General features: G+C 54.7%; 19 protein-coding genes. 7 read left to right on the top strand and 12 right to left on the bottom strand.

Annotation, left to right across the window (positions count from 1 at the left end):
* Nucleotides 1–8 precede the first annotated feature (8 nt).
* Together ACY1JZ_RS14820 and ACY1JZ_RS14815 are read right to left on the bottom strand one after the other, a co-directional pair.
* A complete protein-coding gene (locus ACY1JZ_RS14820) occupies nt 9–1085 on the bottom strand; it encodes an HlyD family efflux transporter periplasmic adaptor subunit (RefSeq protein WP_462629838.1) in 1077 nt (358 codons plus the stop codon).
* A gap of 2 nt (nt 1086–1087) precedes the next feature.
* Entirely contained in the window at nt 1088–4072 is a 2985-nt protein-coding gene (locus tag ACY1JZ_RS14815; RefSeq protein ID WP_462629837.1) for a cyclic nucleotide-binding domain-containing protein, read from the bottom strand.
* Between the two features lie 302 nt (nt 4073–4374).
* On the opposite strand from ACY1JZ_RS14815, the gene ACY1JZ_RS14810 reads away from it, so the two are divergent.
* The 6 genes from ACY1JZ_RS14810 to ACY1JZ_RS14785 all read left to right on the top strand — a co-directional run bounded on the left by ACY1JZ_RS14810 (nt 4375) and on the right by ACY1JZ_RS14785 (nt 10573).
* Nucleotides 4375–5280 carry a GNAT family N-acetyltransferase gene (locus tag ACY1JZ_RS14810; RefSeq protein ID WP_270169383.1) on the top strand — a complete coding sequence of 302 codons (906 nt, stop codon included), beginning with the start codon at nt 4375–4377 and terminating at the stop codon, nt 5278–5280.
* A gap of 68 nt (nt 5281–5348) precedes the next feature.
* Nucleotides 5349–6953 (top strand): spore germination protein, encoded by a 1605-nt coding sequence (locus ACY1JZ_RS14805; RefSeq protein ID WP_462629835.1) that lies wholly within the window; start codon nt 5349–5351, stop codon nt 6951–6953.
* 53 nt (nt 6954–7006) lie between these two features.
* Nucleotides 7007–8128: a GerAB/ArcD/ProY family transporter gene (locus ACY1JZ_RS14800; RefSeq protein ID WP_462629834.1), complete on the top strand. Its 1122-nt coding sequence runs from the start codon at nt 7007–7009 to the stop codon at nt 8126–8128.
* Entirely contained in the window at nt 8125–9345 is a 1221-nt protein-coding gene (locus tag ACY1JZ_RS14795) for a Ger(x)C family spore germination protein (protein WP_462629833.1), read from the top strand. The genes ACY1JZ_RS14800 and ACY1JZ_RS14795 overlap by 4 nt, the downstream gene beginning before the upstream one ends.
* A 60-nt stretch (nt 9346–9405) precedes the next feature.
* Complete coding sequence (locus ACY1JZ_RS14790) at nt 9406–9630, top strand: hypothetical protein (protein WP_462629832.1); 225 nt, start codon at nt 9406–9408, stop codon at nt 9628–9630.
* A 208-nt stretch (nt 9631–9838) separates the two neighbouring features.
* Nucleotides 9839–10573, top strand: a complete 735-nt coding sequence (locus ACY1JZ_RS14785) for a FadR/GntR family transcriptional regulator (RefSeq protein ID WP_270169372.1) — start codon at nt 9839–9841, stop codon at nt 10571–10573.
* Nucleotides 10574–10623: 50 nt separating this feature from the next.
* On the opposite strand, the gene ACY1JZ_RS14780 is transcribed toward ACY1JZ_RS14785, so the two are convergent.
* Nucleotides 10624–12327, bottom strand: a complete 1704-nt coding sequence (locus ACY1JZ_RS14780) for a methyl-accepting chemotaxis protein (RefSeq protein ID WP_462629830.1) — start codon at nt 12325–12327, stop codon at nt 10624–10626.
* 387 nt (nt 12328–12714) lie between these two features.
* Between ACY1JZ_RS14780 and ACY1JZ_RS14775 the strand changes: the two genes are divergently transcribed.
* Nucleotides 12715–13218 carry a C40 family peptidase gene (locus ACY1JZ_RS14775; RefSeq protein ID WP_462629829.1) on the top strand — a complete coding sequence of 168 codons (504 nt, stop codon included), beginning with the start codon at nt 12715–12717 and terminating at the stop codon, nt 13216–13218.
* A 162-nt stretch (nt 13219–13380) separates the two neighbouring features.
* Here the strand turns inward: ACY1JZ_RS14775 and ACY1JZ_RS14770 are convergent, their stop codons facing one another.
* The 9 genes from ACY1JZ_RS14770 to ilvB form a co-directional block, all read right to left on the bottom strand.
* Complete coding sequence (locus ACY1JZ_RS14770; protein WP_462629828.1) at nt 13381–14688, bottom strand: MFS transporter; 1308 nt, start codon at nt 14686–14688, stop codon at nt 13381–13383.
* Between the two features lie 93 nt (nt 14689–14781).
* Nucleotides 14782–16299 carry a leucyl aminopeptidase gene (locus ACY1JZ_RS14765; RefSeq protein ID WP_462629982.1) on the bottom strand — a complete coding sequence of 506 codons (1518 nt, stop codon included), beginning with the start codon at nt 16297–16299 and terminating at the stop codon, nt 14782–14784.
* 96 nt (nt 16300–16395) lie between these two features.
* Complete coding sequence (locus tag ACY1JZ_RS14760; protein ID WP_462629827.1) at nt 16396–17763, bottom strand: ATP-binding protein; 1368 nt, start codon at nt 17761–17763, stop codon at nt 16396–16398.
* Nucleotides 17764–18093: 330 nt separating this feature from the next.
* Entirely contained in the window at nt 18094–18519 is a 426-nt protein-coding gene (locus ACY1JZ_RS14755; RefSeq protein ID WP_270169367.1) for a hypothetical protein, read from the bottom strand.
* A gap of 270 nt (nt 18520–18789) precedes the next feature.
* Nucleotides 18790–19338, bottom strand: coding sequence for a peroxiredoxin (locus ACY1JZ_RS14750; RefSeq protein ID WP_270169366.1), 549 nt, complete (start codon nt 19336–19338; stop codon nt 18790–18792).
* 255 nt (nt 19339–19593) lie between these two features.
* Nucleotides 19594–20676, bottom strand: a complete 1083-nt coding sequence (gene leuB / locus ACY1JZ_RS14745; protein WP_462629826.1) for a 3-isopropylmalate dehydrogenase — start codon at nt 20674–20676, stop codon at nt 19594–19596.
* A gap of 293 nt (nt 20677–20969) precedes the next feature.
* On the bottom strand, nt 20970–21962 hold the full coding sequence (ilvC, locus tag ACY1JZ_RS14740) for a ketol-acid reductoisomerase (protein WP_270169364.1): 993 nt from the start codon (nt 21960–21962) through the stop codon (nt 20970–20972).
* Between the two features lie 299 nt (nt 21963–22261).
* The gene (gene ilvN, locus ACY1JZ_RS14735; protein WP_270169363.1) at nt 22262–22744 is read right to left on the bottom strand and encodes an acetolactate synthase small subunit; all 483 of its coding nucleotides are present in this window, start codon (nt 22742–22744) and stop codon (nt 22262–22264) included.
* On the bottom strand, nt 22741–24486 hold the full coding sequence (gene ilvB / locus ACY1JZ_RS14730; protein ID WP_462629825.1) for a biosynthetic-type acetolactate synthase large subunit: 1746 nt from the start codon (nt 24484–24486) through the stop codon (nt 22741–22743). The genes ilvN and ilvB overlap by 4 nt, the downstream gene beginning before the upstream one ends.
* Nucleotides 24487–24895 lie beyond the last annotated feature (409 nt).

The following is a 24895-nucleotide window of genomic DNA, read 5'->3' as shown; positions in this document are numbered from 1 at the left end:
CCTCCCCTCTACATGATCCACTGGATCGGACGAACCCATCCGGTCAGGAATTCGACCGTACAAGGCATGCCAGATTCCAGCACAAGCTGATCTGCTGAGCGGGGCGAGGTGAAGGCCAGCCCGCTTGGCTGGGCGCTGTCGCGCTGAAGCAGCACTCGAACCTCCACCATCAGCCCTTCCCCGGCAAGCTTAGCCGCCATCTCCCGGCTCTGGACGTAGCGCGACACAGCCTCCACATCCACGGGCACAGTACCTACAGCCTCAACAACGCCGATGATGGCTCCGCTGCCGGAAGTACGGTCCCCGCCTGGCCAGACGCGAGCCTCCATCCCTGGCTGCAGCGCTCTGGCCTGCTGCTGTGGCACATAGACGACCGCATACGGGCGGGAAGACTCCTCACCACTCTCCACGGTGAGCAGCGTGTCCCCTGCATGGAGCCATTCTCCCGGCGCTGCATGCACCCTGCGCACTGTCCCGCTGCTCAGGCTGACGAGCTGCGACTTGGCGAGAAGTTGCTCCTGATGCTGCGCGAGCACTGTATCCAGGCCACCAGTACGGGGGCTGTCCGCCACCGGGAGCTCTAAGCCTAAGCCCTCTGTCCCATGGTCGGCTTCTTCCCATCCCTCTGCTCCTGCTTCACCCGTTAACGGGTCTGCCGTTGATACGGCTCCCACGTCGACGGATGGCTGGCTAGCCAGCCCCTGGCTCTGAGCCTTCGAGCCAGTTCCATTGCCGACATCGTTCTTCGCCGCCGCGATACCATCGCTCCAGGCGGGATTGTACAGCCGCGCCACCACCTCTCCTCTGGCGATGCGGTCGCCCTCACGCACCTGAATATCGGTCAACTGACCGTCGACCACTGCCGTAACGGCTACGAGTTGTCCCTGCAGTACGAGCGCGCCTGTCGCCTGCATCCGCACCGGAATGGCAGCCGTCACGCTCCAGACAGCCAGCACAAGGGCGAGGACAATGAACGAGCCGATGGCAATCCAGTGCCGCGGACGGGCAATGGTCATCAGCACATCCAGCTTCTCCGGTGTAGACAGCCGCTCCAAAGACGCCTGCCGGAATAATTGTCGTCGCATGTCTACTTCTCCTCCTTCATCGATGCCTGAGCATGCAGTTGATCAGCCAGCCGCTCCGCCTCTGGTACCGCTACCTGACTCAGCGCCTGCACCATGTAGCGCAATGCCGCACCTGCTGTCTCCGTGATGTATGGTTCCTCTCGGAGTGCGATAGACGGGTCAGAATTGCCTCCAGATGTACCTTGATCGACAGCCCATTCGTCCGCCCTCGCAGCTCGCCAGCCCTGGAGGCCGCCCAAGACAGACCGAAGCTCTGAGCCTCCTGTTTGTTGCTGACCCGATGTGCCGCCTCCCATTGTCTGGGTGTCAGATCGCTGTTCGCCAGATCCAGGCATCTTCATCTGTTGCCCCCAGACAGGCTGCACCACGGTCAGCTCCGCTTCGTGCACCTTCAATTGCTGCAACAGTACATGCGAGGCTTCTCCATGAGAATCATAAGCCAGCACAGCATCCGCCCCAAGCTGCTCCCATCGGAGCACCGTCATCGGCAGCGACCCATCCGACTCGAGCAGCAGCAGCCGATCGACCAGGCGAATGCCAGTCTCTCGCAACGCCGCTTCCAGGCGATCTGCAAATTCTCGTCCTGCCGGGGAGGACTCATAATACAGCGCGATTCGACGCAAGCCATCCTGATGCAGCACCTCCGCTGCTGCCTTCGCCTGCTCCTCTGCCGAGGGCAGAATTGAGCCTGACCACAGGACAGAGCTGCCATAGCGTGTGGAAGCAGCCTCCCCCGTAAGCAACCAAGGAAGCTGCTGGGACAGATTGCCTGTATCCCGGTAAGCGATGCCGAATAACGCCTCTGCTCCACTTGCCTCATTCAGACTGGCAGTCGTTGTGTAGACCGGGTACAGCTCCAACGGCTCTCCACCTGCTTGCCGCACGTCACCTGTCAGCTCCAGTTGCTGCAGCGTCTGCTCTATGCCCTGTCGCATCGCCGCTGCTTCTGCTGTGTCATCAGGCACGACGACCAGAAACGGCAGCCGCTTCGTCTGCACCTCGTCTGACAGCTTGCCCGCGTCAGTGGACAGAGCCGGTATAGACAGCGGAGCCTGCAGTCTTCCCTGTGCTTGCCAGACGGGTATGGCGATCACGATCGCCACCATACCGGCAGCCGTGGTAATCAGCCAGCCACGGCGTAACCGTAACGACAGGCGCCCCGGAACGAGCTGGCTGCCAGCTACCGCCGTTATAGCGATGAGCAGCGGGTCGGCTCCAGATCGCAGCGCAGCAGGGGCAAGCAGCAGCAGGCCATACATGATCGCTGGCAGTGCAGGCAGCAGACCTCGCAGCGCACAGACCGCTGCCAGCAGCAGCACCAGCAGCAGCGCAGCAGGCTGCCTGCCCAGCACAGCCGTGAATGTCGCGTCATGGATGAAGGGCAGTGCAGCATGTGCCACCGCTGCCAGCAGGCCGAACGCGACAAGCGAGTCCAGCCGCAGCCCCTGCAGCGCGCTGCGGCTCCATAATCCAGTGGCTGACAAGCCCAGCAGCAGCACAGCACCAGCCCAGAAGGGCGACAGACTAAGATAAGGCCCTGCCAGCAGCAGCGCAGCAGATACTAAGGGCAGCACCACAAGCACCGTCTCCCGCGCTGACCAGGGGCCGATCACCTCTAGCTGTGCTTGCACTAACAGCTCCGCCCGCCGCTTCCCCTCATCACCTGTCGCCGAGGCGCTGCGTGGCAGCAGGGCAAGCGTAAGACGCAGCGCCAGCAACACGAGCGCAAGCGGCCACGCAGCCCAGAGCCAGTCCAGGGCTGCGCTGTCCGTCTGACCAGGAAGGTAAGCGCTCAGCATGGCCAGCGCGAACCAGCATAGCATCGAGGACTGCACAAACAGCAGTCCCGGAGACAGCCGGGAGCGTAGCAGCTCAGCCAGACCGCCCCCCTCCGCAGCAGCAGAGGCGACAAGCTTCTGTCTTCGTTCTGATGAGGGCAGCAGCAACGGCCAGACCAGCTCCAGCAGTGCACCAAGAGCGAGACCGAGCCGCGGCTGCCGAGCACTCCGCGCGGCGAGCAGCATCACCAGGCGCTGTGGCAGCCCGGCCTGATCGAGCAGCAGAGCTCCCGCCGAGAACAACACTGCTGCTGCGAAGGGCCATTGCGCGAACATGGCCAAGCCGCTGGCCGAAGTCAGCAGCCCGCCTGCAGTTAACCCGCCCACCATGAGGAGCGACACAACGGGCAGAGCAGCCAGCCGCAATACCAGCAGCAGGAAGCCTGCTGCAACAATAGCGTAGAGGAGCGCTTCCTGTTCGTGCAGCCCCTGGCGGGATAAGAAGCCGTACAGAGCCCAGGCGCTGCCGATCGACGCCCCCCATAGCATAAGCCTGCTCCAGAAGCTACGCTCCTCATCCCCCTTCCCTTCCTCATGAGGCCATTCATAGCGTCCTGCATCCTTGCCCGCTAGCAGCTCTGCTGCCTTATCCGCTGCCCTGACAGGGGCAGAGGCCTGCTGCTCCTTAGAGACAGGCACAGCCGATGGGGGACGAGAGGAACCATCCGACTCATTCCTTCCCAGTTGCCAGGATACCGCTGTCTCATTGCCTGAACCAGATACAGGCTCGTTCCCGCTTGCTTGCTTATTGCCTGCCGCCAGCCTTCGAGCCAGTATGCCGGCAAACTGGACAGCAAGCGAATGTTGTGACAGCAGCAGGGCCTCGAACCGCTCCTTTCCTAGCCGCAGCACAACCAGCTCGGTCTCTGCCTTGGCTGCGGCAGAGCGAGGATCGCCTGTCAGCAGCGACATCTCGCCAAAATATTCGCTCTCCCCTAGCAGAGCCAGCGTCCGGTTCTGCTGAGATTGCAGATAGATACGAACCTCGCCTTGCATAATAATATAGAGAGAATCGCCAAACTCTCCTTCTTCGAATAACACCTCGCCCGCTCTGAAGCTGATCTGGGTGAATTCGGGCAGCAGCTTGGCTTTGTGAATGCGATCCAGATCCTGGAATAAAGGAATATTTAAAAAATCCAGCTTGTTCAACAAAAGGCCCCCTGCCCTTCATGGAATAAAGATCATCGTAATAAGTGAACCAACCAGGCGGATGAAACTTCGAAAGCCCGGAACAAAAGCTGCCATAGCGCGCTGAAGCTTCCTCCTCCGTCATGAACCGTATGATGTATGAACATAGCTCCTTTGACCCATATCCCCGCGCAGTATGTCGCCAGCTTCCTCATTATATCGAAACCTTCTGTGACTTGTTGTGACCCACGTTACAATTTCGCTTCCTCTTTTTTGATATAATTTCCATCATCAACGTTTGCAAATGGAGGTTCTTTTGGCCTATGACAACGATAATAAGGCTCGCCCCGCATGAGACTCATCCCTACTTGCCATTTACGTATAAAAGCTGGCGTCCGGCTGTCGCCGGCCAGACCCCTATTAGCTCGGGGCGGCAGCTCATCACCATCGGAGCCCACAGCAACGGGATGCCAGCAGGTCTAATCGTCGGCTTGATCAACGGCCGGGAGGCCGCCATCATCTCCATCTTTGTTGTAGAGAGCCAGCGCTCCAAGGGCATCGGCACGGCATTGATGAACGAACTGCTCACGGCCTTGGCAGAATGCGGGGTTGCATCTGTAGAGCTATGGTACCATGCGCTCCGCCATGCCTCCTCGCTGGAGGGGGTCATCTCCCGCACCGGATGGGAGGCCCCCCGGCTATACAGCACACATTACCGCTTCCCGCTGCAGCGGCTGCTGCAAGCAGAGTGGATGCAGCGCCTTCGCTCCCGCCTTAGTCGAGACTATACCATCGTTCCGTGGGACGCTTCCCATATGGAGCAATGTCTCTCACTTCCACTGGATGAAGAACAAGCTTACAAAAGCTACTATTCTCCTGCTGAGGCTGCATCCGTTATCTATCAGCCAGCCAGCTTCGCCCTGCTGAAGAATGAACACTTAATCGGCTGGTCAGTCGTCACCCGCGAACTGGAGGACACCCTGCTCTACCGGACGCTATACATTCGCCAAGCGCATCGCCGTCTTGGGCTTGGCATTGCACTAGCGATACGCACGGCCAATGCTGGCGCACAGACGGGCATTCCATACGGAGTGATTCAGGTGGTCGATAGCAATAACGGCATGAAGAGTATTACAGAGCGGATGATTCTCTCGCTTGAGCCGACAAGAACTGAATATCGCTACACCACCATGCAACTGTCTCCCAAAATCCCCCTCCTATACACATAATTTCACAACCCGCAGGCAAACCTATCTCAAGGACATATCTTAAACTTCGCAGGGAGCAGGGGGCTATCATGAGCACACAAGATTCAGCGCAAGATTCAGTGCAGGACACAGCAGAAGACACAGCACAAGACACAGAACAAGACACAGAACAGGCACAGCAGGACGAACCCTTAACAGGTCTGCTTGATGCCGACATGAAAGCACTGCACATGATCTTCGCGGGCTGCTCGGATATTATATTCCACCCCTTCCAGCTCAAGCAGGGAGCGCATGCTATCTGCATCTATTGCTCTGGGCTGTGCGATACCGAGCGCCTGGAACGACAGGTGCTTGCTCCGTTACAAGAGATACCAGGCAACTACCCGCCTGGCATCCATCAGCAGGAGAGCAATGAACGGGCAGCATCATCTGCACGTCATCTTCCTGCTGCTGATAACGGTAACAGCACATTCCTGCCCGCTACCCTCAAGGAGGCTCAGCCGCTGGCCTTCCGCCAGGTGCCGCTCTCCTCGAAGCAGGAGGTTAAGACCCGATCCGAGGTAGTCGAAGCCGTGCTGAATGGTATGGCCGTGCTGCTTCTGGACGGCAAGACCAGCGCGGAGGCCTATCCGCTGCACAAGACGCCCAGCCGGGCGGTCGAGGAGCCAGGCGCGGAATCGACGGTACGCGGTGCACGGGAGGGCTTCACGGAGGCGCTGTCCGTGAATCTGTCGCTCTTGCGCAAGCGGTTGAAGACCCCCGCTCTGAAGCTGGATAAGCTGACCATTGGCGAGTACACCAGCACTCATGTCGTCCTGGCTTATGTTGATGGCGTCATTGATCCCGCCCTGGTGGAGGAAGCCAAGAAGCGTCTGGACAAGCTGCAGATGCGCGCTGTTCTGGAGAGCCAATATATCGAGGAGGGCATTGTGGATCAGCGCTTCTCGCCTTTCCCGCAGATGCTGGCCTCTGAGCGACCCGATGTCATTGCCTCGAATCTGTTGGAGGGACGCTTCGCGCTGCTTGTTGAAGGCACACCATTTTGCCTGGTAGCCCCAGTCACGCTGTTTTCCATGCTCCAGTCGCCAGAGGATTATTATCAGAATGTATATATGAGCGTATTTGTACGCTGGCTGCGATACTTTTTTTATGTCCTGTCGCTGTTGCTGCCGTCCGCTTATGTAGCGATTACAACCTTTCATCAGGAGATGATACCCACAGTGCTGCTGCTCAGCATCGCCAGAGCCCGGGAGGAAATTCCCTTCCCGGCGCTTGTGGAGGCGCTCATCATGGAGCTGTCCTTCGAAGCGTTGCGCGAGGCAGGTGTACGGCTTCCGAAGCAAGTCGGCGCTGCGGTTAGCATCGTCGGCGCACTCATTATCGGACAGGCCGCTACCTCGGCCGGCATCGTCTCCGCTCCGATGGTTATTATCGTCGCTATGACAGGCATCGCTTCTTTCATGATTCCTCGCTATGCGGCAGGCATTGTCTCCCGGCTGCTGCGCTTCCCGATGATGCTGCTGGCTGGCACATTGGGGCTGACCGGCGTTATGCTGGGCATTATTCTCATCGTCATCCATCTGTGCAGTCTTCGTTCCTTCGGTATCCCTTATCTGTCTCCGGCTGCACCGCTCTCCAGTGTACGGCTCAAGGACGTATGGTGGCGCATGCCGCCTTGGAACAAGGCTCGGTAGGCTGTGACGTTGACCCCTGTAACAAACCGCTGGCTCGGCAAGGAGGAAGCACTATGTTAATCGAGCAAGGCAAAATATCCGCCATACAACTGGCCTGCATGATCTTTCCGACCATTCTTGCAACCTCTATCTTGTCTGTGCCGAGCATGACCATGCACTATGCCGGTCATGACATGTGGCTCTCCCCGATCTGGGGTGCATTGGTCGGACTGAGTGCAATCAGCATCTCCCTAGGACTGAATCGGCTATATCCCGGCATGACGATCATTCAATCCAGTATACAGATTGCCGGTTGGCTGCCTGGCAAGCTGATCGGTCTGGCCTTTCTGCTCTATCTGCCGCATCTGATCGGCATGATTCTCCGTGAGTATGGAGAATTTATCTCGAGCAGTGCATTGCCACGAACTCCAATGTTTATCATTATGGGTACGATGATTGCTGTATGTGCGATTAATGTAAGGCTAGGCATCGAGGTCATAGGCCGCACCTCTCAGGTCTTCGTCCCGATCCTCATCCTACTGCTATCTCTGACCTTTCTGCTGCTGACTGGGGAACTTCACATCGGGGAGCTTCTCCCTTTCATGGAAAAGGGACTAATGCCCACACTGAAGGGGGCCATCGGGCCCAGTGCCTGGTTAAGCGAATATATTGTGCTGGCCTTTCTGCTGCCTTACGTCACCAATAAGAAAAAGCAGCACATGACTCGAATCATGCTATGGTCGCTGGGCATCACAACCGCTACGATGGTCATATCCAATATGTTCTGTCTGATGCTGATTGGCGATCTGACCGACAGCTTTGCCTTCCCGGTCATGATTGCGGCTCGTTACATCACCATTGCGGACTTCCTCCAACATATCGAGGCCGTCATTATTGCTGTCTGGATACTGGGCATCTTCGTGAAAATATCTGTGTTTCTATACATTTTGGTCGTCTCTGCCTCCGAGGTGTTTGGCTTGCAGAGCTATAGACCGCTCGTTGCTCCCATTGCATTCTTGTGCCTGGTCTATTCCTATTGGGTCGTCTCCGGGCAGCCGGATGTATCAAAAGCACTGGGCGCATCAGGCAATGTGTATACGATGATGTTTCTTCTCGTCCTGCCGGCTGTCGTCTACCTCGTGGCATTGATCAAGCAAGCATGGGGACAGAACAATAAGAAGAGGAGGCCTGCATGAAGATGAAGGGGTACAATGCATCGCGCCGCAGGCTTGCCCTATTCGGAAGAGCTGCCCTTCTCCCGGTGCTCTGCAGCCTGCTGCTCTCGGGATGCTGGGACAGAACTGAGGTGAACGATCTGGCGATCGTCCTGGCCACCGGCATCGACTATGCCGACAATAAGGTGCAGCTTACTGCCCAGTTCTTCATCCCGCGCAAGGCAGGCACGGGCTCTGGAGGCAGCGGAAGCCTCGAGGGGAGTCCAAGCGGGGTGACGATGACGCGAACCGCAGAGGGCATTACGATCGCTGAAGCCTTGAACCGACTTCAGCGAAAGGTATCTCGCAATGTGTTCTGGGGACATTGTGAAGTGCTCGTCATCAGCAAAGCCGCTGGCAAGCACGGCTTGCGCGAGTTCATCGACTTCTTGCTTCGTTATCCCCAATTCCGCGAGCATGCCTATGTGTTCTCTGCCGGAGAGGATGCCAAGTCACTCCTGGAGCTGCTTCCTCCTCTGGAGCGGAGCTCCGCGGAATCGCTGCGAGAGATGGGCAATCTGAAGCTGGGCACCCGCATCACTGTCCTGGAGCTGGCGCAATCCATTGAGGGGCCTTCTCGCTCTGTCATATTGACCCAGTTGCTTCGGCTTCCTCCCGAACCCGGACAGAACCAATACGCCAGCGATCCTTTCGTGCGAGGACTGAGCCTGTACAAAAATGATCGTTACATCAAAACGATCGATGAGCCCCTGACGATCGGGGTGCTAATGCTTGCCAATGAATTAAATAATATTATAATGCCGACAGAGGTGGAGGACTACAAGGGCGGCGTCTCCATCCGTCCCATCAATATGCGGGCAACGATGGACCCGCAGATTACAGGCGGCAAGTGGAAGATGAAGATTCATATTGAGTCAGAGGGCGAGGTCGTGCTTAATACGACAGACATGACCCTGTCGGATGCGAAGTTTAGGAAGGTTCTAGAGAAAGCCTGGGAGAAAAAATTGGAGGGCTACGCTCAAATGGCGCTTCATATGGCGCAAAAGCAGCTAAAAACCGACTTCTTCAAGTTCGCCGTTGAATTCCGCAGACACTATCCAAAGCAATGGCTGCAGAATAAGGACAACTGGGAGACCATCTTTACTCAACTGGAGACAGAGGTAAGCGTGAGAACAGTCATCGTCCGCACTGGCAAATCTACCGAACCACAGGGCATTCCAGATCAGGAGGACAGCTAATCTCTTCATTCGACTGTTAAGAACAGATCGAGCACATGATACAGCAAGGAGTGGATAGCGATGAAATCGGCCTCCGTAATAGGCATCCTGCTGCTTACCGCAGCCATACTCTTCGTTGAGCTTCGCAGCGCATCCCGGAAGCAGGAGCGAGTTGTTGCAGCGAGCGTGACCGTCGTTGCCTCTCTGCTGGCTCTTGCCCTCGTATTCAATCCGCAGTTGCCCGGCCCGTCCCAATTCGTTGCCTTGCTGTTTGGCTGGCTGGATCAGCAACTGGACATGCATTAGGACATACCTCCGTGACCATAGATAGGCCGCCAGGCAAAACTTTGATATAATCAAGCGTAAACGGCTATCGCCGTCCTTGACTGGCAATGCTTCGTTTCGCGTAGATATAGAAGCCAAGAATAGACGTAAACTATACTTTCTTCTATATCAAGCGTAAACGGCTATCGCCTAAGATTGTGTCCTCTATAGGAACGGAGGCTGTAAACGAATGAATCCGCATCAGGATCGACCACTCAAAAGCTCGGATTGGGTCATGCAGAGCATCAAGAGACAGATTGAGGAAGGGATATTGAAGGAGGGTGACAAGCTCGCCTCCGTTGTCGAGCTGGCCAGGCAGTATAAAGTAGGCCAATCGACGATTCGCGAGGCGCTCACCTCGCTGAAGACGATCGGCCTGCTGGATGTCCGCCAAGGCAGCGGCACCTATGTCCAGGCCGCTGCTGAGCGCTATGTCCATCCGTATGCCGCCTCCCCGGAGTCGTGGCTTCACCGAGCCAACTCCATCAAGCATATACTGGAGGTGCGACGGGTGCTGGAGACTGGCTGCGCCCAGCTAGCTTGCCACAACCGGAGCGAATCCGATCTGAGACGACTGCACCTCCTGCTTGAAGAGATGGAGCTCCATCTGGATAATGAGACGCGCAGCGAGCAGACGGACATCCAGTTGCACGAGGCGATCGCTGAGGCCACTCACAATCCGATACTGATCGACTTTATGGCGTCGCTGTCTGAACAGTTCCATGATACGATGCGAGATACACGCGCCCTATGGTTCTATGCACAGCGCTCATCCGCTGAGCGCCTGCTAAGCGAGCATCAGGCTATCGTCCGTGCGATTGCACAGCGCGACGCGGCGGAAGCGGCTTCTCTAATGGAACAGCACATATCGAAAGTAGAGCAGGTACTGAGCGAGCAGGCTCCGCTGTCCCCCATGACGGAGTAATTCATTGTGGCATGCTGGCGCTGCGATGTGCTGCAACGATTCGGATAGAGCTAGACTTCAAAGCGATTGACCTCATCGGCCATCCCCCGAACCGCATACATCAGATGATCCGACGAGGACAGCATGCCCTCCAGCGATGCGCTCTGCTCCTGCACCATGCTGTGAATCGTATGAGCCTCCATCCGAATCTGATCCGAACGCCCCTCGAGCCTGTGGATGACGCCCTGGAATTCCTGCAGCCCTGATGAGATGCCGGAGATCTGCTGATGGATCGTGCCCAGCTCGCCATGGATAGCGACGTTAGATTGGACGATGGCATAGAAGTAATCTCGCGTATCCTTCGCTTTGCCTGATGCCTGATGCAGCTTGTGTTCACTCTCTTTCATCTGGCGCTGTACATCACTCACCAGCAGCCCTGCAGCTCCGGTATGCTCCTCTATATGAGAGGCCAGCCGTTGGGACTGTCGAGCCAACTGATTGATCTCCCCTGCCAGTACCTTGAAGCTCTGTTCACCATCCTTACTGCGGGCGGCGGCTATGCCAACATTGAGCGCCAGAATGCCCGTCGTCACCGACAGCCTGCGAATCTCGCGCGACATCTCCAGCATCTCCCCTGCCAGTGTACTTAGCCGCTCTGTTTGTGCAGAAGCCTGTTCAAAGGACTGGGATACCCGCTGAATGCCCTGCATGAGCTCATCCGAGTAAGCCGTTCCGTTCTTGGCCATGTCCAGAGCCTGGTCGGAGCTTCGGGAGATGCGCTCTGAGTTGCTCCTCAGTCCTTCTACGGCTTGGGTCATATGCTGCATATCCTGTGCAGCGCCATGAACCGCCTCGAATTGCTCAGCCAGCGCCACGGCAATCTCTTGAGAGGCCTTCACGATGTCTGCCCCCGCACGCCGATTATTTGTAGCATGGCTGCTAATGTCCGATGTGACATGCGCCGCCTGCTGATTGGCATCCCGTACCCGGATAATAACCGACTTCAGATGATCAAACATATTATTAAAGGATTGGGACAGCGTTCCGATCTCATCCCTGCTGCTGCCCGTCACTGCACCGCCCGTCAGATCGCCCGAGGCTGCTAGAGAGGCCTTGCTGCTCAATTGCTTGATGGCGGTAGACATACGTGTTGAGAGGAGCCATCCTCCAAGCAGCATCACAAGCAGCAATATAACGAATAACGTCATCGTTATCGATGTATTGCTGCGAAAGGCAGTGCTGACCTGCTGCTGTAGCTGCTGGCTGTCCTTCAGCTTCCAATACAATGTATTTTGCGTCTCCTCGCGCATTAGCGCCATAATTTCTTCAACGGTATCCACTGTTTTCAGACTGTCTTCATAGCTGCTTCCAGTTGCGAGCGCCTGCTCGAACACAACCATCTGCTCCTCCAGCCCCTGTGTAATTCGTCTTAATGAGTCCAGCCCGCTGAGAACCTGCTCATCATGCTCTCCCTTCTCTAGCTGCTGCAGTCGATCCTGGATCGCATCCACCAGCTTGTGATGCTCTCCGTCCTCCACCGTCTTCTTGCCGATGGCCATACTGTAGACCTCGTCGCTTAGACGTGTATCCAGCTCGCCGCTGAGCGCATTAACGAGTGTGATGCTATCCAGCACCCCATTGTATTGGGAGATGTATCTTGAGAACATGACGGTCTGAACGCCGTAAGCAACTCCCATTGCAGTAATCGCAATGCATAGAAAGATCATAATTTTTTGACGAACAGATATACGAATCCTGCCCTTATTCTTACTCATTGAAAACCCCTCGCTATTCCGCTTTGTCATGCAACGTCTTCAAGCATTATCATCTGAAGCTGGTTCTCACCTCATAAATGTAATCGCTTTCATAAATTCCATTATAGTTTTTTCGTCCTATATACGCAATTGATTATTATGTTTAAAATGTGCAAATTTATTGTAAATCTGGGTCTTGTCCTGCACCTTAAGATTCATAAAATGGTCTAATATTCTTGTCAATAGACTAAACTTTAATTTTTTCTCATCTATTTCTAATAATTGCTACGAAGCATAGGAAATAAAGGGATTTTCGCTAACATTGGTAAATGGTGGGGATTTTATTTGTGGTAAAGTAAGGACAGGCAAAAACAAATCCATTATTTTTACCGCGAATGGGAGGACATCATGAATTTAACATCCAGAAAGATCGGCAAATACTTTGCGGGCATTACGTTAAGTCTGACCGTTGCCTTCAGTGGCAGCACACTCATCGCTCCTAAGCAGGTTGAGGCCGCTACCGCATCGGCATCGTCCACAGCCAGCAAGGTGATTTCCGTAGGCAAGCGCTATCTTGGCACCCCTTATGTTTTTGGTGCTTCGGCAGGACAGACAAGCTCCTTTGATTGCTCTTCGTTTACTCAATATGTGTACAAGCAGGTTGGCATCTCGCTTCCGCGTTCATCCAAATCGCAGGCCAAGTCTGGACGCTTCGTCTCCAAGAGCCAGCTACAGCCCGGCGATCTCATCTTCTCCGATACCAATCGTGATGGCAGTATTAATCATGTCTCCATATACATGGGCAACAACAAGGTACTTCACACGTATCGCAAGGGCATAGGGGTAACCATCTCCAGCTTCAAAGGGAGCACCTGGGATAAAACCTACGTCACCGCTCGTCGTGTAATGTAACCCTGATTCCTGCCATCCTGCTCACTGCAGGATCAGGTACATAAACAGCCAGAGGCTCCAATGCCTCTGGCTGTTAGCATGTTGCGCAATGCCCATCTCCAGCATCGCAGTAGGACAGATGGGAAGCTTCGCTGCTTGGCCTCTCAAGTCGAGCAGCCGATGCTAGCCAATCGGCTGCTGGCCCTCCATGTCCTCCGCATTGCGACGTGGAGCCTTCAAAATGACAGGTCCCAGCAGCAAAGCGAGTACGAGCAGCAGCATACCAGCCGCAGCAGATACGCCATAGCTGGCCACCCATAACGGCCATGTCTCCAGCTTCTTATAGATCATGCCGCCGATCAGCGGGCCGATGAAGCCGGTAATACCGGTCAGCGCCGAGAACATGGCCACATACATCGGACGATCCGCCTTCGGGGTATCGCCAATCATGAAGTTGAAGGCCAGCAGATTGTACCCTCCCAGCCCGATCCCAAGCAAAATATGAACCAATGTCAGTACCAGAAGCGCAGGGAGAAGCTCCAGACCCGCCCACAGCACACAAGCTGCTCCGATGATCGGCAGACACCACAGCATCAGCGTCTTCGTCGCAAACCTTGCATTCAGATTGCCCCAATAATAGTAGCTGATCATCATTACAATCATCTGCACCGATGTAATGGCGGTCACTTGCCTGTAGCTAATCTTCATCACATCGAGCATGACGTAAGAGAATAGCGGCACAACGATATTTTGAATCAGGATGAACAGCGATATAAATAGCGTGGCCTTAATATACGCTCTGTCGCGCAGGGGCTTGAGGAACAGCCCGGCCTTGCCCGTCTCGCCCGACTTTTGAAATGGAGGGTTAGGATAGCGCCACAGCTCGACAGCATTCCACACCATGCAGACCGCGCTGATCGCATACAGGACGACAAAGCCTGTCCCCTCTTTCATCGATTCCAGAATTTGACCACCGATAATGAGCGACAAGCTCGCCGCTGCCCACAAGATCATATTGCGAATGCCGAAGTATCGTCCTCTTACCAGTGAAGGAACAATGTCGGCTACGAGCGATGACCAGAATACACCCGATGAAGAAGCCATAATAAAGGAAAGCGCGTACAGTACAATAAAAACACCAATCTGGTAGCTGTCCGCAACCACAAACGGGATAAAGCCAGTAGCTACCCATAGCAACCGATGGCTGCTGCCGAAGTAGAACAGCAGCAGCCTCCGGTTATCAAAGCGCTGCATATAATACGCCACCATAATCTGAACCAGATTCGCCAGTGGAGGTAGAGCCATCACAAGCCCTACCTCCGCAGAGCTCGCCCCCAAATAGAGCAGATAAGCGGTTAGAATCGGGCCGCCAAGCAGGTTGGCGATAATCGTTGCCGGTATGCCCTCTACTACGATGATGCGCAAATTTCTGCGCTGCTCGGTAGAGGGCCGTCTGCCAGGAGCGGCTGTCATACGCTGCCATATGTTCATGAACATGAACTCCTCTTAAGATGTCAATATTGCCTTCTCTGTACAGCTTTATAGCGCATGCAGACCCTGCCTGACTACTATGAACCTAAGGGACTACAGCAGCAGCTCTGCCAAGGTTCGCACCATGACGCCGGTGGCTCCCTTCGTGTGAACACCGCGCTCCTTCTCCAGCCAGGCCGTGCCGCCAATATCCAGATGAACCCACGGCTTTTCCTCAGCGAAGGCGCCGATGAACAAGCCGCCAGTGATCGTCCCTGCCAATCTGCCTCCGGTATTCTTCAGATCCGCAACGTCGCTATGCAACTGCTTGCGATATTCCGGGTAATTCGGCAGCGGCCAGATTGGCTCGCCTGCACGATGGCCGGCCTTGATCACCTGCTGTACCAACGTCTCGTCGTTGCAGATGGCTCCGGTCGCTACATTGCCGAGCGCCACCATGACCGCTCCCGTTAACGTCGCGACATCGATCAGCTTCGTCGCGCCGCGTCTGATCGCAGCGGTCAGCCCATCTGCAAGCACAACCCGACCCTCGGCATCGGTATTGATCATCTCGATCGTGCGGCCGCTCATGGTTGTAATGATGTCGCCTGGCTTAACCGCTCGATCCGAAGGCATATTCTCTGCCGACGGAATGACGGCCACGACATTGATCTGCGGCTTCAGCTCTCCGATAATCTGCATCGCGCCCAGCACTGCAGCGGCGCCGCCCATATCGGAGATCATCTCCTCCATGCCCTCTGCCTTCTTGAGCGAGATGCCGCCTGTATCGAAGGTGATGCCCTTGCCGATCAATCCCCAGGTTTCGTCACTCTGCTCGTTGCCCTTGTAATGCAGAATAATCATCCGCGGCGGGTTGATGCTGCCCTGTCCGACTGCCAGCAGACCGCCCATGCCTTGCTCAGCGGCCGACCACTCGTCCAGCACCTCAATCTCCAGCTCGAGACGCTCAGCCAGACGTTCAGCCTCCTCCGCCAGCCCCTCCGGTGTCAGTTGATTGCCGGGAAGATTGGTCAAGTCCCGTGCGTAGCAGGTAGCCTCAGCGAAATGCTTGCCGCGACGAATACCAGCCTCCCATTGGCCGCTCACATCGCCAGCATCTGACGGTGTCAGCACCCACTCTACCGCGAGCGCCTGATGTGCAGGCTTCGCTTCACGGCTTAGCGACCTGCGCCGATATTGCGCCAGCAGGAAGCCCTCCGTCAGCACCTGTGCCGCCTGCTGCGGCTCCAGGCCGCCTGGGCCATCCGCAATATCCTGACGCACCCGAATCTGCACCTGCTCGGCCTTGAGGCGCGCAGCGGTGCGAGCCGCAGCCGCGGCAGCCTCACGCAATGAGCTTGCGGAGAGCGGCGATGGCTCCAGGCCGATATAAGCGACATAGGGCGCATCTGCAAGCCCTAATGTCGGAATCAGTTGCACCTCCTGCGGCTTGGCAGCGAACAGCGAACGCGCATAGCTGTCATACAATGCCGCGTCAACTGTCGGATGGACGAGCGGTGCTGTATCAGCGCCAGCCTGCTTGAGATCGGACGGCGTTACGAAGACAATAATCAGATCAGCCTTGGTCTGGCTGATGGAATCGGTATATGTAAAAGTAGTCACTCTATTCATCTCCTTCATTCTGGCCAGCCTCCCCTGCTCCAGGCAGGGGTTCCAGCCTTGCATCTATAATAGTTAACCTAATCCCTCATTTCCGATTCTAATCGTTTATGCGAAGGATGGCAAATAGATATTGAATTCTGTCCCCTGTCCCATCTCGCTGTCCAGCTTGATATAACCGCCATGATTGCGGATAATGCGATAACTGACGGACAAACCCAGCCCTGTACCATCCGCCTTGGTCGTAAAGAACGGATCGAACATGCGCGTCATTGTATTGCGATCCATCCCCTTGCCATTATCCCGGATCGTAATGACGGCATGCCGCTTCTCCTCGCGGACGATCAGATCGATTCGCCCTTTACGTTGCTCTCCCAGCTCTGAGATGGCATCGAGCGCGTTCTTCATCATGTTCAATATGACCTGCTTGACCTGCTTGACATCAATGGATACCTCCAGCGGCTCCCCGTAAGACTCCAGATGGAGCGTGCATCCCTTCATCAACGCTTCGCTCTCCGTAAGCAGGACGACCTCCTTGATCAGTGAAATAATCGGCACTCTCTGCTTCATCGGCGCCGTCGGCTTGGAGGAATTAAGAAACTCGTTAATGATCTCGTTGGCGCGGTCAATCTCGGTCAGAATAATGCGCGCATATTCCTCCTTGCCAAGCTGCATCAGATGTGGGCCTAGCAGTTGGATGAAGCCGCGAATCGAGGTCAGTGGATTGCGAATCTCATGGGCGATGGCTGCCGAGATTTTGCCGAGCATGGCCAGCTTGTCATTCTGATACGCCGTCTGCTCAATGAGCTTGTATTCGGATACATCCTTGATGCTAACCAGGTAATCTCCGTCTAACTGATCGCCGTATGTGACCGTAATCAGCAGATGGCGACCTCCGCTGTCCTGCATTTCATAATAGCGCAGGCGGCGCCTGACAATTTCCTTAAAGAGCTGGATAATCATTCGTCTCGTAGAGTGCTTGAGTTGAGGATGTGTTACGATACCCATAATATCGCAACCGAGCAGTGTCTTGCGGGGAACCTCCATCAGCTTGGCCATCTGCAGATTCACAAATGACAGCATGCCCTCGCTATCAAAAATGGCGATGCCGCTATCCATATGCTGAAGAACATTTTCATATTTATTTTTGACATGTTCTGTCGACCGATTCGAGTTGTAGAGCAGCTCCTTCATCATGTTGAATTCCCTTGAATCGCCGGGCTGTGCCCGGAACCGGTACGCCACCAGCAGCTCCGTCAAAAATATAAAAGATTGGTTGTACAGCCTGAGCGCTTCCTCGGATTCCATATTTGCAGCAATCACCCTGAGCGTCTCTTCGTGAACCTTAATAATCTCCTCGGGGTGTACTCCGTGTAATTGTCTGCCAATCTCGGTAGCCTGGAATAGTGAGACCTCACTTCCGCTGCGAACAAATTCCGCAAGCGCCGGGAAATAACGTTTTCGAATCGTCTGCATCGTCTTCCCTCCCCCGGCAGCAAGAACAGACCACTGAACTTGCACATTTTTCAATAATATTCTAGTTAGACAGGGAGTCAGTGTCAATGAGAGATATTGTCGAATATATACGGCGAGTACAAGCTTATTAAAACGCATTCAAAAAATGGCTAGAGCGTATCTTCAAGCCCGCTCAAGGGCAGCGTTCGCCGTCTTACCGTCTCATGTTGCGTTATTCCTCTTGACCTACCCACGGTGCGTCTGCAAGGAAATGCCGCTTGCCTGGAACGATAATTGGGCCGAATTGGCTCCTGTCGAAGGTGAAGACACGCTCTAGGAAGGTAAGATCGATCAGCAATATCCTTCGGAGGCTCTCCGCTTATTTAACTTGTTGCGCCGCTGGTTCAGCACACCGAGCCTGCGCTTTAACTGCTGCTGCCATTCCTCGTCGCCGACCTGCTTGGCGAAGCTGAGCAGATCAAGCGCCATGTCGATCTGATTATGAACGACCTCCAGCGGCTCCTCATTTTCATGATTCACGCAATTTTCCAGGAGGGCAATGCCTTCTTTCTCGACATAATCATGAAAGTCGACCTCGGAAGCACCGTCTCCATGAGCATATTCTGCCAAGATTTCATATTCATTCTCAATTAAGTAGTGAACGTCCACCCGATGGCATACCGGACAAAACAATATCGGCACATTGTGGATATGCGTGCGGTAATGCTTGAGCGTGCCCTTGGTTCCAATCATACTCGCGCCGCAGCAAAAGCTCATGTCAACCCCTCCTACAGTGCGACCTTCACTAGGGGGCAGCCCCTGTGAGCAGCCGACTCCAATTAAGAATAATAGCTTACCTCATCCTTATTCGCGCTGCTGATTGCCAATTCCTTCTTTTCACTCCAGTTGTCCCGGCGGCAAGACGGCCATGACTCCGAGCAGCCAGCTCTATGCCTACCTGCGGACAGTGTTCACTATATTAAAAAACGGCTTGCCTTCATCGAAGAAGGCATAGCCGTTATGTCGGACAAGCTGTATGCGTAAGGCTTATTTCGCTTGCAGATGCTTGTCTCCTGGTTTCCAGTTCATTGGGCACAGACCGCCGGATTGCAGTGCTTGCAGCACGCGCAAGGTTTCCTCTACACTGCGGCCTACGTCATTGTGGTTGACCACTTGGTATTTCAGTTCGCCTTCTGGATCGATGATGAACAGGCCGCGCAGCGCGATGCCTTCTTCTTCGATCAGGACGCCATAGTCGCGAGCAACGGACTTCGTCAGGTCAGCAGCCAGCGGGAATGCCAGCTTGCCCAGGCCATTGTCTTCTACTGCTGTATTGATCCAAGCGCGGTGGCTATGCTTGCTGTCCACACTTACACCCAGTACTTCAGTGTTCAGCTTCTTGAATTCTTCCGCTGCCAAGCTCAGCGCGGTAATCTCAGTTGGGCATACAAACGTGAAGTCCAAAGGATAGAAGAACAGAATAAGCCATTTGCCTTTGTAATCGGACAAGGATGCTGTTCCGAAGCCTTCACCGTTTCCAAGAGCGGTCTCCATTGTAAAATCAGGGGCTTGCTTGCCTACCAAACGTTCTGCCATGATTAATACCCTCCTTGACGCTTCAGCGTTCATAAGTAATTTTTTGTCCCCTAGCACGGGTGACCTACGAGTTAAATCGTATCACTTAATAACAATAAAGTCAATATTAAAACTATTACTTTTTTATAATTATTATAAATAATTAAGAGAGCCCGCTTTGCCTGTCTATATCAAATAAATCCGGCAAAAGGGCGGGCGGGAGCTGCTTGCAATGCAAACAGACCACCCCTATTTTGCCGGATTCTCGTGAGTGCCTTACGCTTTTTTGAGTGCCGCCACGATCAGATTACCCATCTCTTCGGTACCGATCGCTCTGCTCTTGTCGACGGCGATGTCGCCAGTACGATGACCCGCATCCAGCACTTCCTTCACTGCATCCTCAATCGCTTGCGCTGCTGCGTCGTAGCCGAAGGTCAGACGGTACATGAGCGCTACAGACAGAATCGTTGCGATCGGGTTAGAGATGCCTTGTCCAGCAATGTCAGGCGCAGAGCCGTGCACCGGCTCGTACAGGCCGAAGCTGCCTTCGCCCAGCGAAGCGGACGACAGCATGCCGATCGAGCCTGTAAGCATCGCTGCCTCGTCGCTCAGGATGTCGCCGAACATGTTCTCGGTGACGATGACATCGAAGCTCGACGGACGACGCAGAAGCTGCATCGCACAATTGTCTACCAATACATGCTCCAGCTCTACATCCGGGTATTCCGGCGCGATCCGGTTCACGACTTCACGCCACAGGCGGGAGGTCTCCAGCACGTTCGCCTTGTCGACAGAAGCCAGACGCTTGCTGCGCTTCTGCGCGATCTCGAACGCCTGACGCACGATGCGCTCGACTTCGTTAACGTTGTATACACATGTATCTACAGCTTCCTCGCCATTAGCTCCCTCACGACGGAATTTCTCGCCGAAGTAGATGCCGCCAGTCAGCTCGCGCACGACGATCAGATCCGTACCTTCGAGCACCTCAGGCTTCAGGGTGGAGGCTTCCTTCAAGCAGTCAAATACATTGGCAGGACGAATATTGGAGAATAGTCCCAGCGCCTTGCGGATGCCGAGCAGTCCTGTCTCTGGACGCAGCTCCTTCGAGTTGTTGTCCCATTTCGGCCCGCCTACTGCTCCGAGCAGTACAGCGTCTGCGCGTTGGCAGATTTCCAGTGTCTCCTGCGGCAGCGGCGTACCCTTCTCGTCGATGGCGATGCCGCCAAACAGACCGTGCTCAAATTCAAAACGAAGGCCAAACAGCTCTTCTGTTTTCTTCATGACTTTAATGGCCTCGCCTACAACCTCAGGCCCGATACCGTCGCCTGCGATGACGGCGATTTTTTTAACCTCTGACATGATTATGGACAACTCCTTCAATTATAGTTGCTTCTATAGTTGCTTCAACTAGACATAGCTAATTTCAGTTGTAACATAAAACGTCGTCAATGACAAAGATATAAAAGCTATATTTTTTATAGGCAATGCTTATAGCCTCCGCCACAAGCTGCCACTGACGCTACTTGGCGGCAAAGCACAAGCATCCCGGACGCGCGAGCCAATACTGCCCTGCTCTTGCGAGAGGGGAGCGGCACAGGCTGTCCGGGACGCAGCATGCTTACCTATGGTATACTGACCCGCTTGCAGTCAGCTTACTTCTTGATCCAGTGCATCAGCTCGCGCAATTGGGAGCCCACTTGCTCAATTGGATGCTCAGCTTCACGGCGACGTGTAGCTGTCAGTGTAGCACGGTTGGATTGGTTCTCCAGGATAAAGTCACGAGCGAAACGACCGGATTGAATGTCTTCCAGCACGCGCTTCATTTCTTTCTTCGTCTCTTCAGTCACTACGCGAGGACCGGTTACATAGTCGCCGAACTCAGCGGTGTTGCTGATGGAGTCGCGCATGGAAGCCAGGCCGCCTTCATACATCAGGTCAACGATCAGCTTCAGCTCATGCAAGCACTCGAAGTAAGCCATCTCAGGCGCATAGCCTGCTTCAACCAGTGTTTCGAAGCCAGCTTTAACCAGCGCGGAAGTACCGCCGCACAGTACAGCCTGCTCGCCGAACAGATCTGTCTCGGTCTCTTCGCGGAAGGACGTTTCGATAACGCCTGCACGAGTACAGCCGATGCCCTTGGCATATGCCAGGCCAATCGCTTGCGCGTTGCCTGTAGCGTCTTGCTCAATCGCGATCAGGCCAGGCACGCCGAAGCCCTCAACGTAAGTGCGGCGCACCATATGTCCAGGGGACTTAGGAGCTACGAGCAGCACGTCCGTGTCTGCATTAGGCACGATTTGACCAAAGTGTACGTTGAAGCCGTGGGAGAACAGCAGCGCTGCGCCTTTTTTCAGGTTTGGAGCAATCTCTTCGTTGTATACTTTAGCTTGTGTCTCATCCGGCATCAGGATTTGCACAACGTCAGCTACTTTAGTCGCTTCAGCTACAGTCAGCACTTCGAAGCCATCATTTTTTGCTTTTTCAGCGGATTTGCCTGGACGAAGGCCGATAACAACCTTCAGACCGCTGTCACGCAGGTTTTGCGCTTGTGCGTGCCCTTGGCTGCCGTAACCGATAACTGCGATTGTCTTGCCTTGCAGAACGCTTTGGTCTGCATCTTTTTCATAGAACATATTAACTGCCATTGAATAAATGCCTCCTTTTATTTAAACCCTTATGAACGGGTGCTTGAAGATTAAACAGCATACAGGCCGGTTAGTCCTCAAGCACCCGTTCAAGGGCGCCTTGCTTGCTACACTAGGGCGTGTCTGAACACTCTGAACGGAACAGATCTGGCCGAATTTTCGTTCCAGGCAAGGCGCTTTTTCGCAGGCGTACCGGGGGTGCGCCTGCGAAAAAACAACGCAGCATGGGGCGAAAAGGCGGGGAGAGATGCCCTTGAACGGGTGTTCAGACACGACCCAGATCTGCTATGAATAATAGATTAACGATTGCCACGGCTGAGCGCCGTTACGCCAGTACGAGAGATTTCACGAATGCCATAAGGCTTCAGCAGCTCGATCATGGCGTCGATCTTCTCGGTATCGCCCACCGCTTGTACCATCAATGAGCTGCTGCCAATATCAACAACTGCAGCCCGGAACGTTTCGACAACACCCAGAATCTCCGGACGAGCCGCGGGCTCGGCATTGACCTTAATCAACGCCAGCTCGCGTGCAACCATAGGACTTGCGCTGACATCGACAACCTTGATGACATCAATCAGCTTGTACAATTGCTTCGTAATTTGCTCCAGCATTTTGTCGTCACAGGTGGTAACGATGACCATCCGGGAGAGGCCTGGCTCCTCGGAGGCCCCTACCGTGATGCTCTCGATATTGAAGCCGCGGCGTCCGAACAATCCAGAAACCCGCTGCAGAACGCCCGGCTGGTCATTGACTAGAACAGCAATAGTATGTTTTCTCATTCCGCATCCCCCAGTAACATGGTATCGATCGTGTTGCCTTGCGTGACCATCGGATAGACATTCTCACCCTTGCGGACCACGAATTCAACTACGGCCGGACCCGGATGCTGCAGCGCCTGCTCCCAGACCGCCTTGGCATCTTCCTTGCCAGTGGCGCGGAAGCCTTTCACCCCGTAAGCCTCAGCGAGCTTCACGAAGTCCGGGCTGCCCGCAAGATCGATATGGCTATAACGATTATCATAGATAATCTCTTGCCATTGACGCACCATGCCCAGCACCTGATTGTTAATGATGGCAACCTTAACCGGAATATTATTAATCGCACAGATGGCCAGCTCCTGCGCACACATCTGCATTCCGCCATCGCCATTGATCGAGACGACCACGCGATCCGGGTTAGCCATCTGCGCGCCGATCGCGGACGGGAAGCCGAAGCCCATCGTTCCAAGACCGCCGGAGGTTACCCAGGAGCGCGGCTTGTTGAATTTGTAGTACTGGGCCGCCCACATCTGATGCTGACCAACGTCCGTCGTTACGATCGCATCGCCGCCGGTTGTTTCATGAATCATCTCAATGACCCATTGCGGCTTCAGCTCCGTGTTCGAATCCTCATAGCGGAGCGGATACTGCTGCTTGAGCTGCTGTACTTGTGCACGCCATGCATCCGCCTTGGCCGCACGCCCCGCTTCCTTATTCGCCAGTTGCAGCACAGTCTTGATGTCGCCTACGATCGGAATGTCAGTCGGCACGTTCTTGCCGATCTCCGCCGGATCAATGTCGATATGCACGATCTTGGCATGCGGAGCAAAACCGTCCAGCTTCATCGTCACCCGGTCGTCGAAGCGAGCGCCGATGTTGATCAGCAGATCCGCTCCTTGGATCGCCTTATTCGCTGTGTACGTGCCGTGCATACCCGGCATCCCCATCCACAGCTCCTTGCCGCTCGGATAAGCACCCAGCCCCAGCAAGGTTGTTGTGACCGGAATATCTGTCTTGGTCACGAACTCCAGCAGCTCCTCATGCGCACCGGAGTAAACAACACCGCCGCCTGCCAGAATAACTGGACGTTCGGCCTCGGTGATCGCCTTGAGCATCTTGTCCACCTGCAGCTTATTCGGATGAACGGTCGGATTGTAGCCGCGAAGGCTTACCTCTGTGACTGGCTTGAAGAGCGCCTTCTGCGCCGATACATCCTTCGGAATATCGATCAGGACAGGACCTTTACGGCCTGTATTCGCAATATAGAACGCCTCATGGATGATGCGCGGCAGATCCTCTACGTTGCGAACGAGATAGCTATGCTTCGTAATCGGCATCGTAATGCCAGTAATGTCTGCCTCCTGGAAAGCATCGGTACCGATAAAGGAAGTAGCGACATTGCCCGTAATGACTACGAGCGGTACAGAATCCATATATGCGGTGGCGATGCCTGTCACCAGGTTAGTCGCTCCCGGACCGGAGGTGGCGATACATACGCCAACCTTGCCGCTTGCTCTGGCATAGCCGTCCGCCGCATGAATAGCGCCTTGCTCATGACGAGTGAGCAAATGATTAAAATCCGAGAAGCCATGCATGGCATCGTAGATGAACAGTACCGCTCCGCCGGGATAGCCGAACACACAGTCCGCACCCTCCAGAACCAAGCTGCGCAGCAGCATTTCTGAGCCTGTAATCACTTCCTGCTTTCTCAGCTTCTCCATAATTTCCTGCTTTGACCTAAGTGTTGCACTTTGTGCGCTCATCGTACTTCCTCCTCTCCAAGCCGCCACTGCAAGGCGACCTTGGGTTCATTAATCTATTAGAATCAACTCACAGCTTGTAAATCAAAAAAACCTTTCGCCCCCCTGACACATTCATAATGTGTGTCGAGGGACGAAAGGTATATCTTCCGTGGTACCACCCAAATTTGTCATACATCTTGCGATGCAGACCTCAGTAGGCAAGAAACGGCGTGCACGCTAAACGTCTCTAACCTGTGGCACAATAACGCGTGCCCTGCGATTCCCCCTAATAGGCGCTGTTCTTCAGAACAGACTTTTCAGGGAAACAGCTCCGAGGTGAGCTCGTAGAAAAGGGGTTTTGGCGATGGTTTCAGCTAATCCATCCACTCTCTGAGCAAAAGAGCCCTTAACACTTCGTCCTCATCATTGC

The organism is Paenibacillus sp. J5, assembly GCF_054955055.1.
Note: the sequence above shows the minus strand (reverse complement) of the source record. Positions and strands in the feature narration are given on the sequence as shown.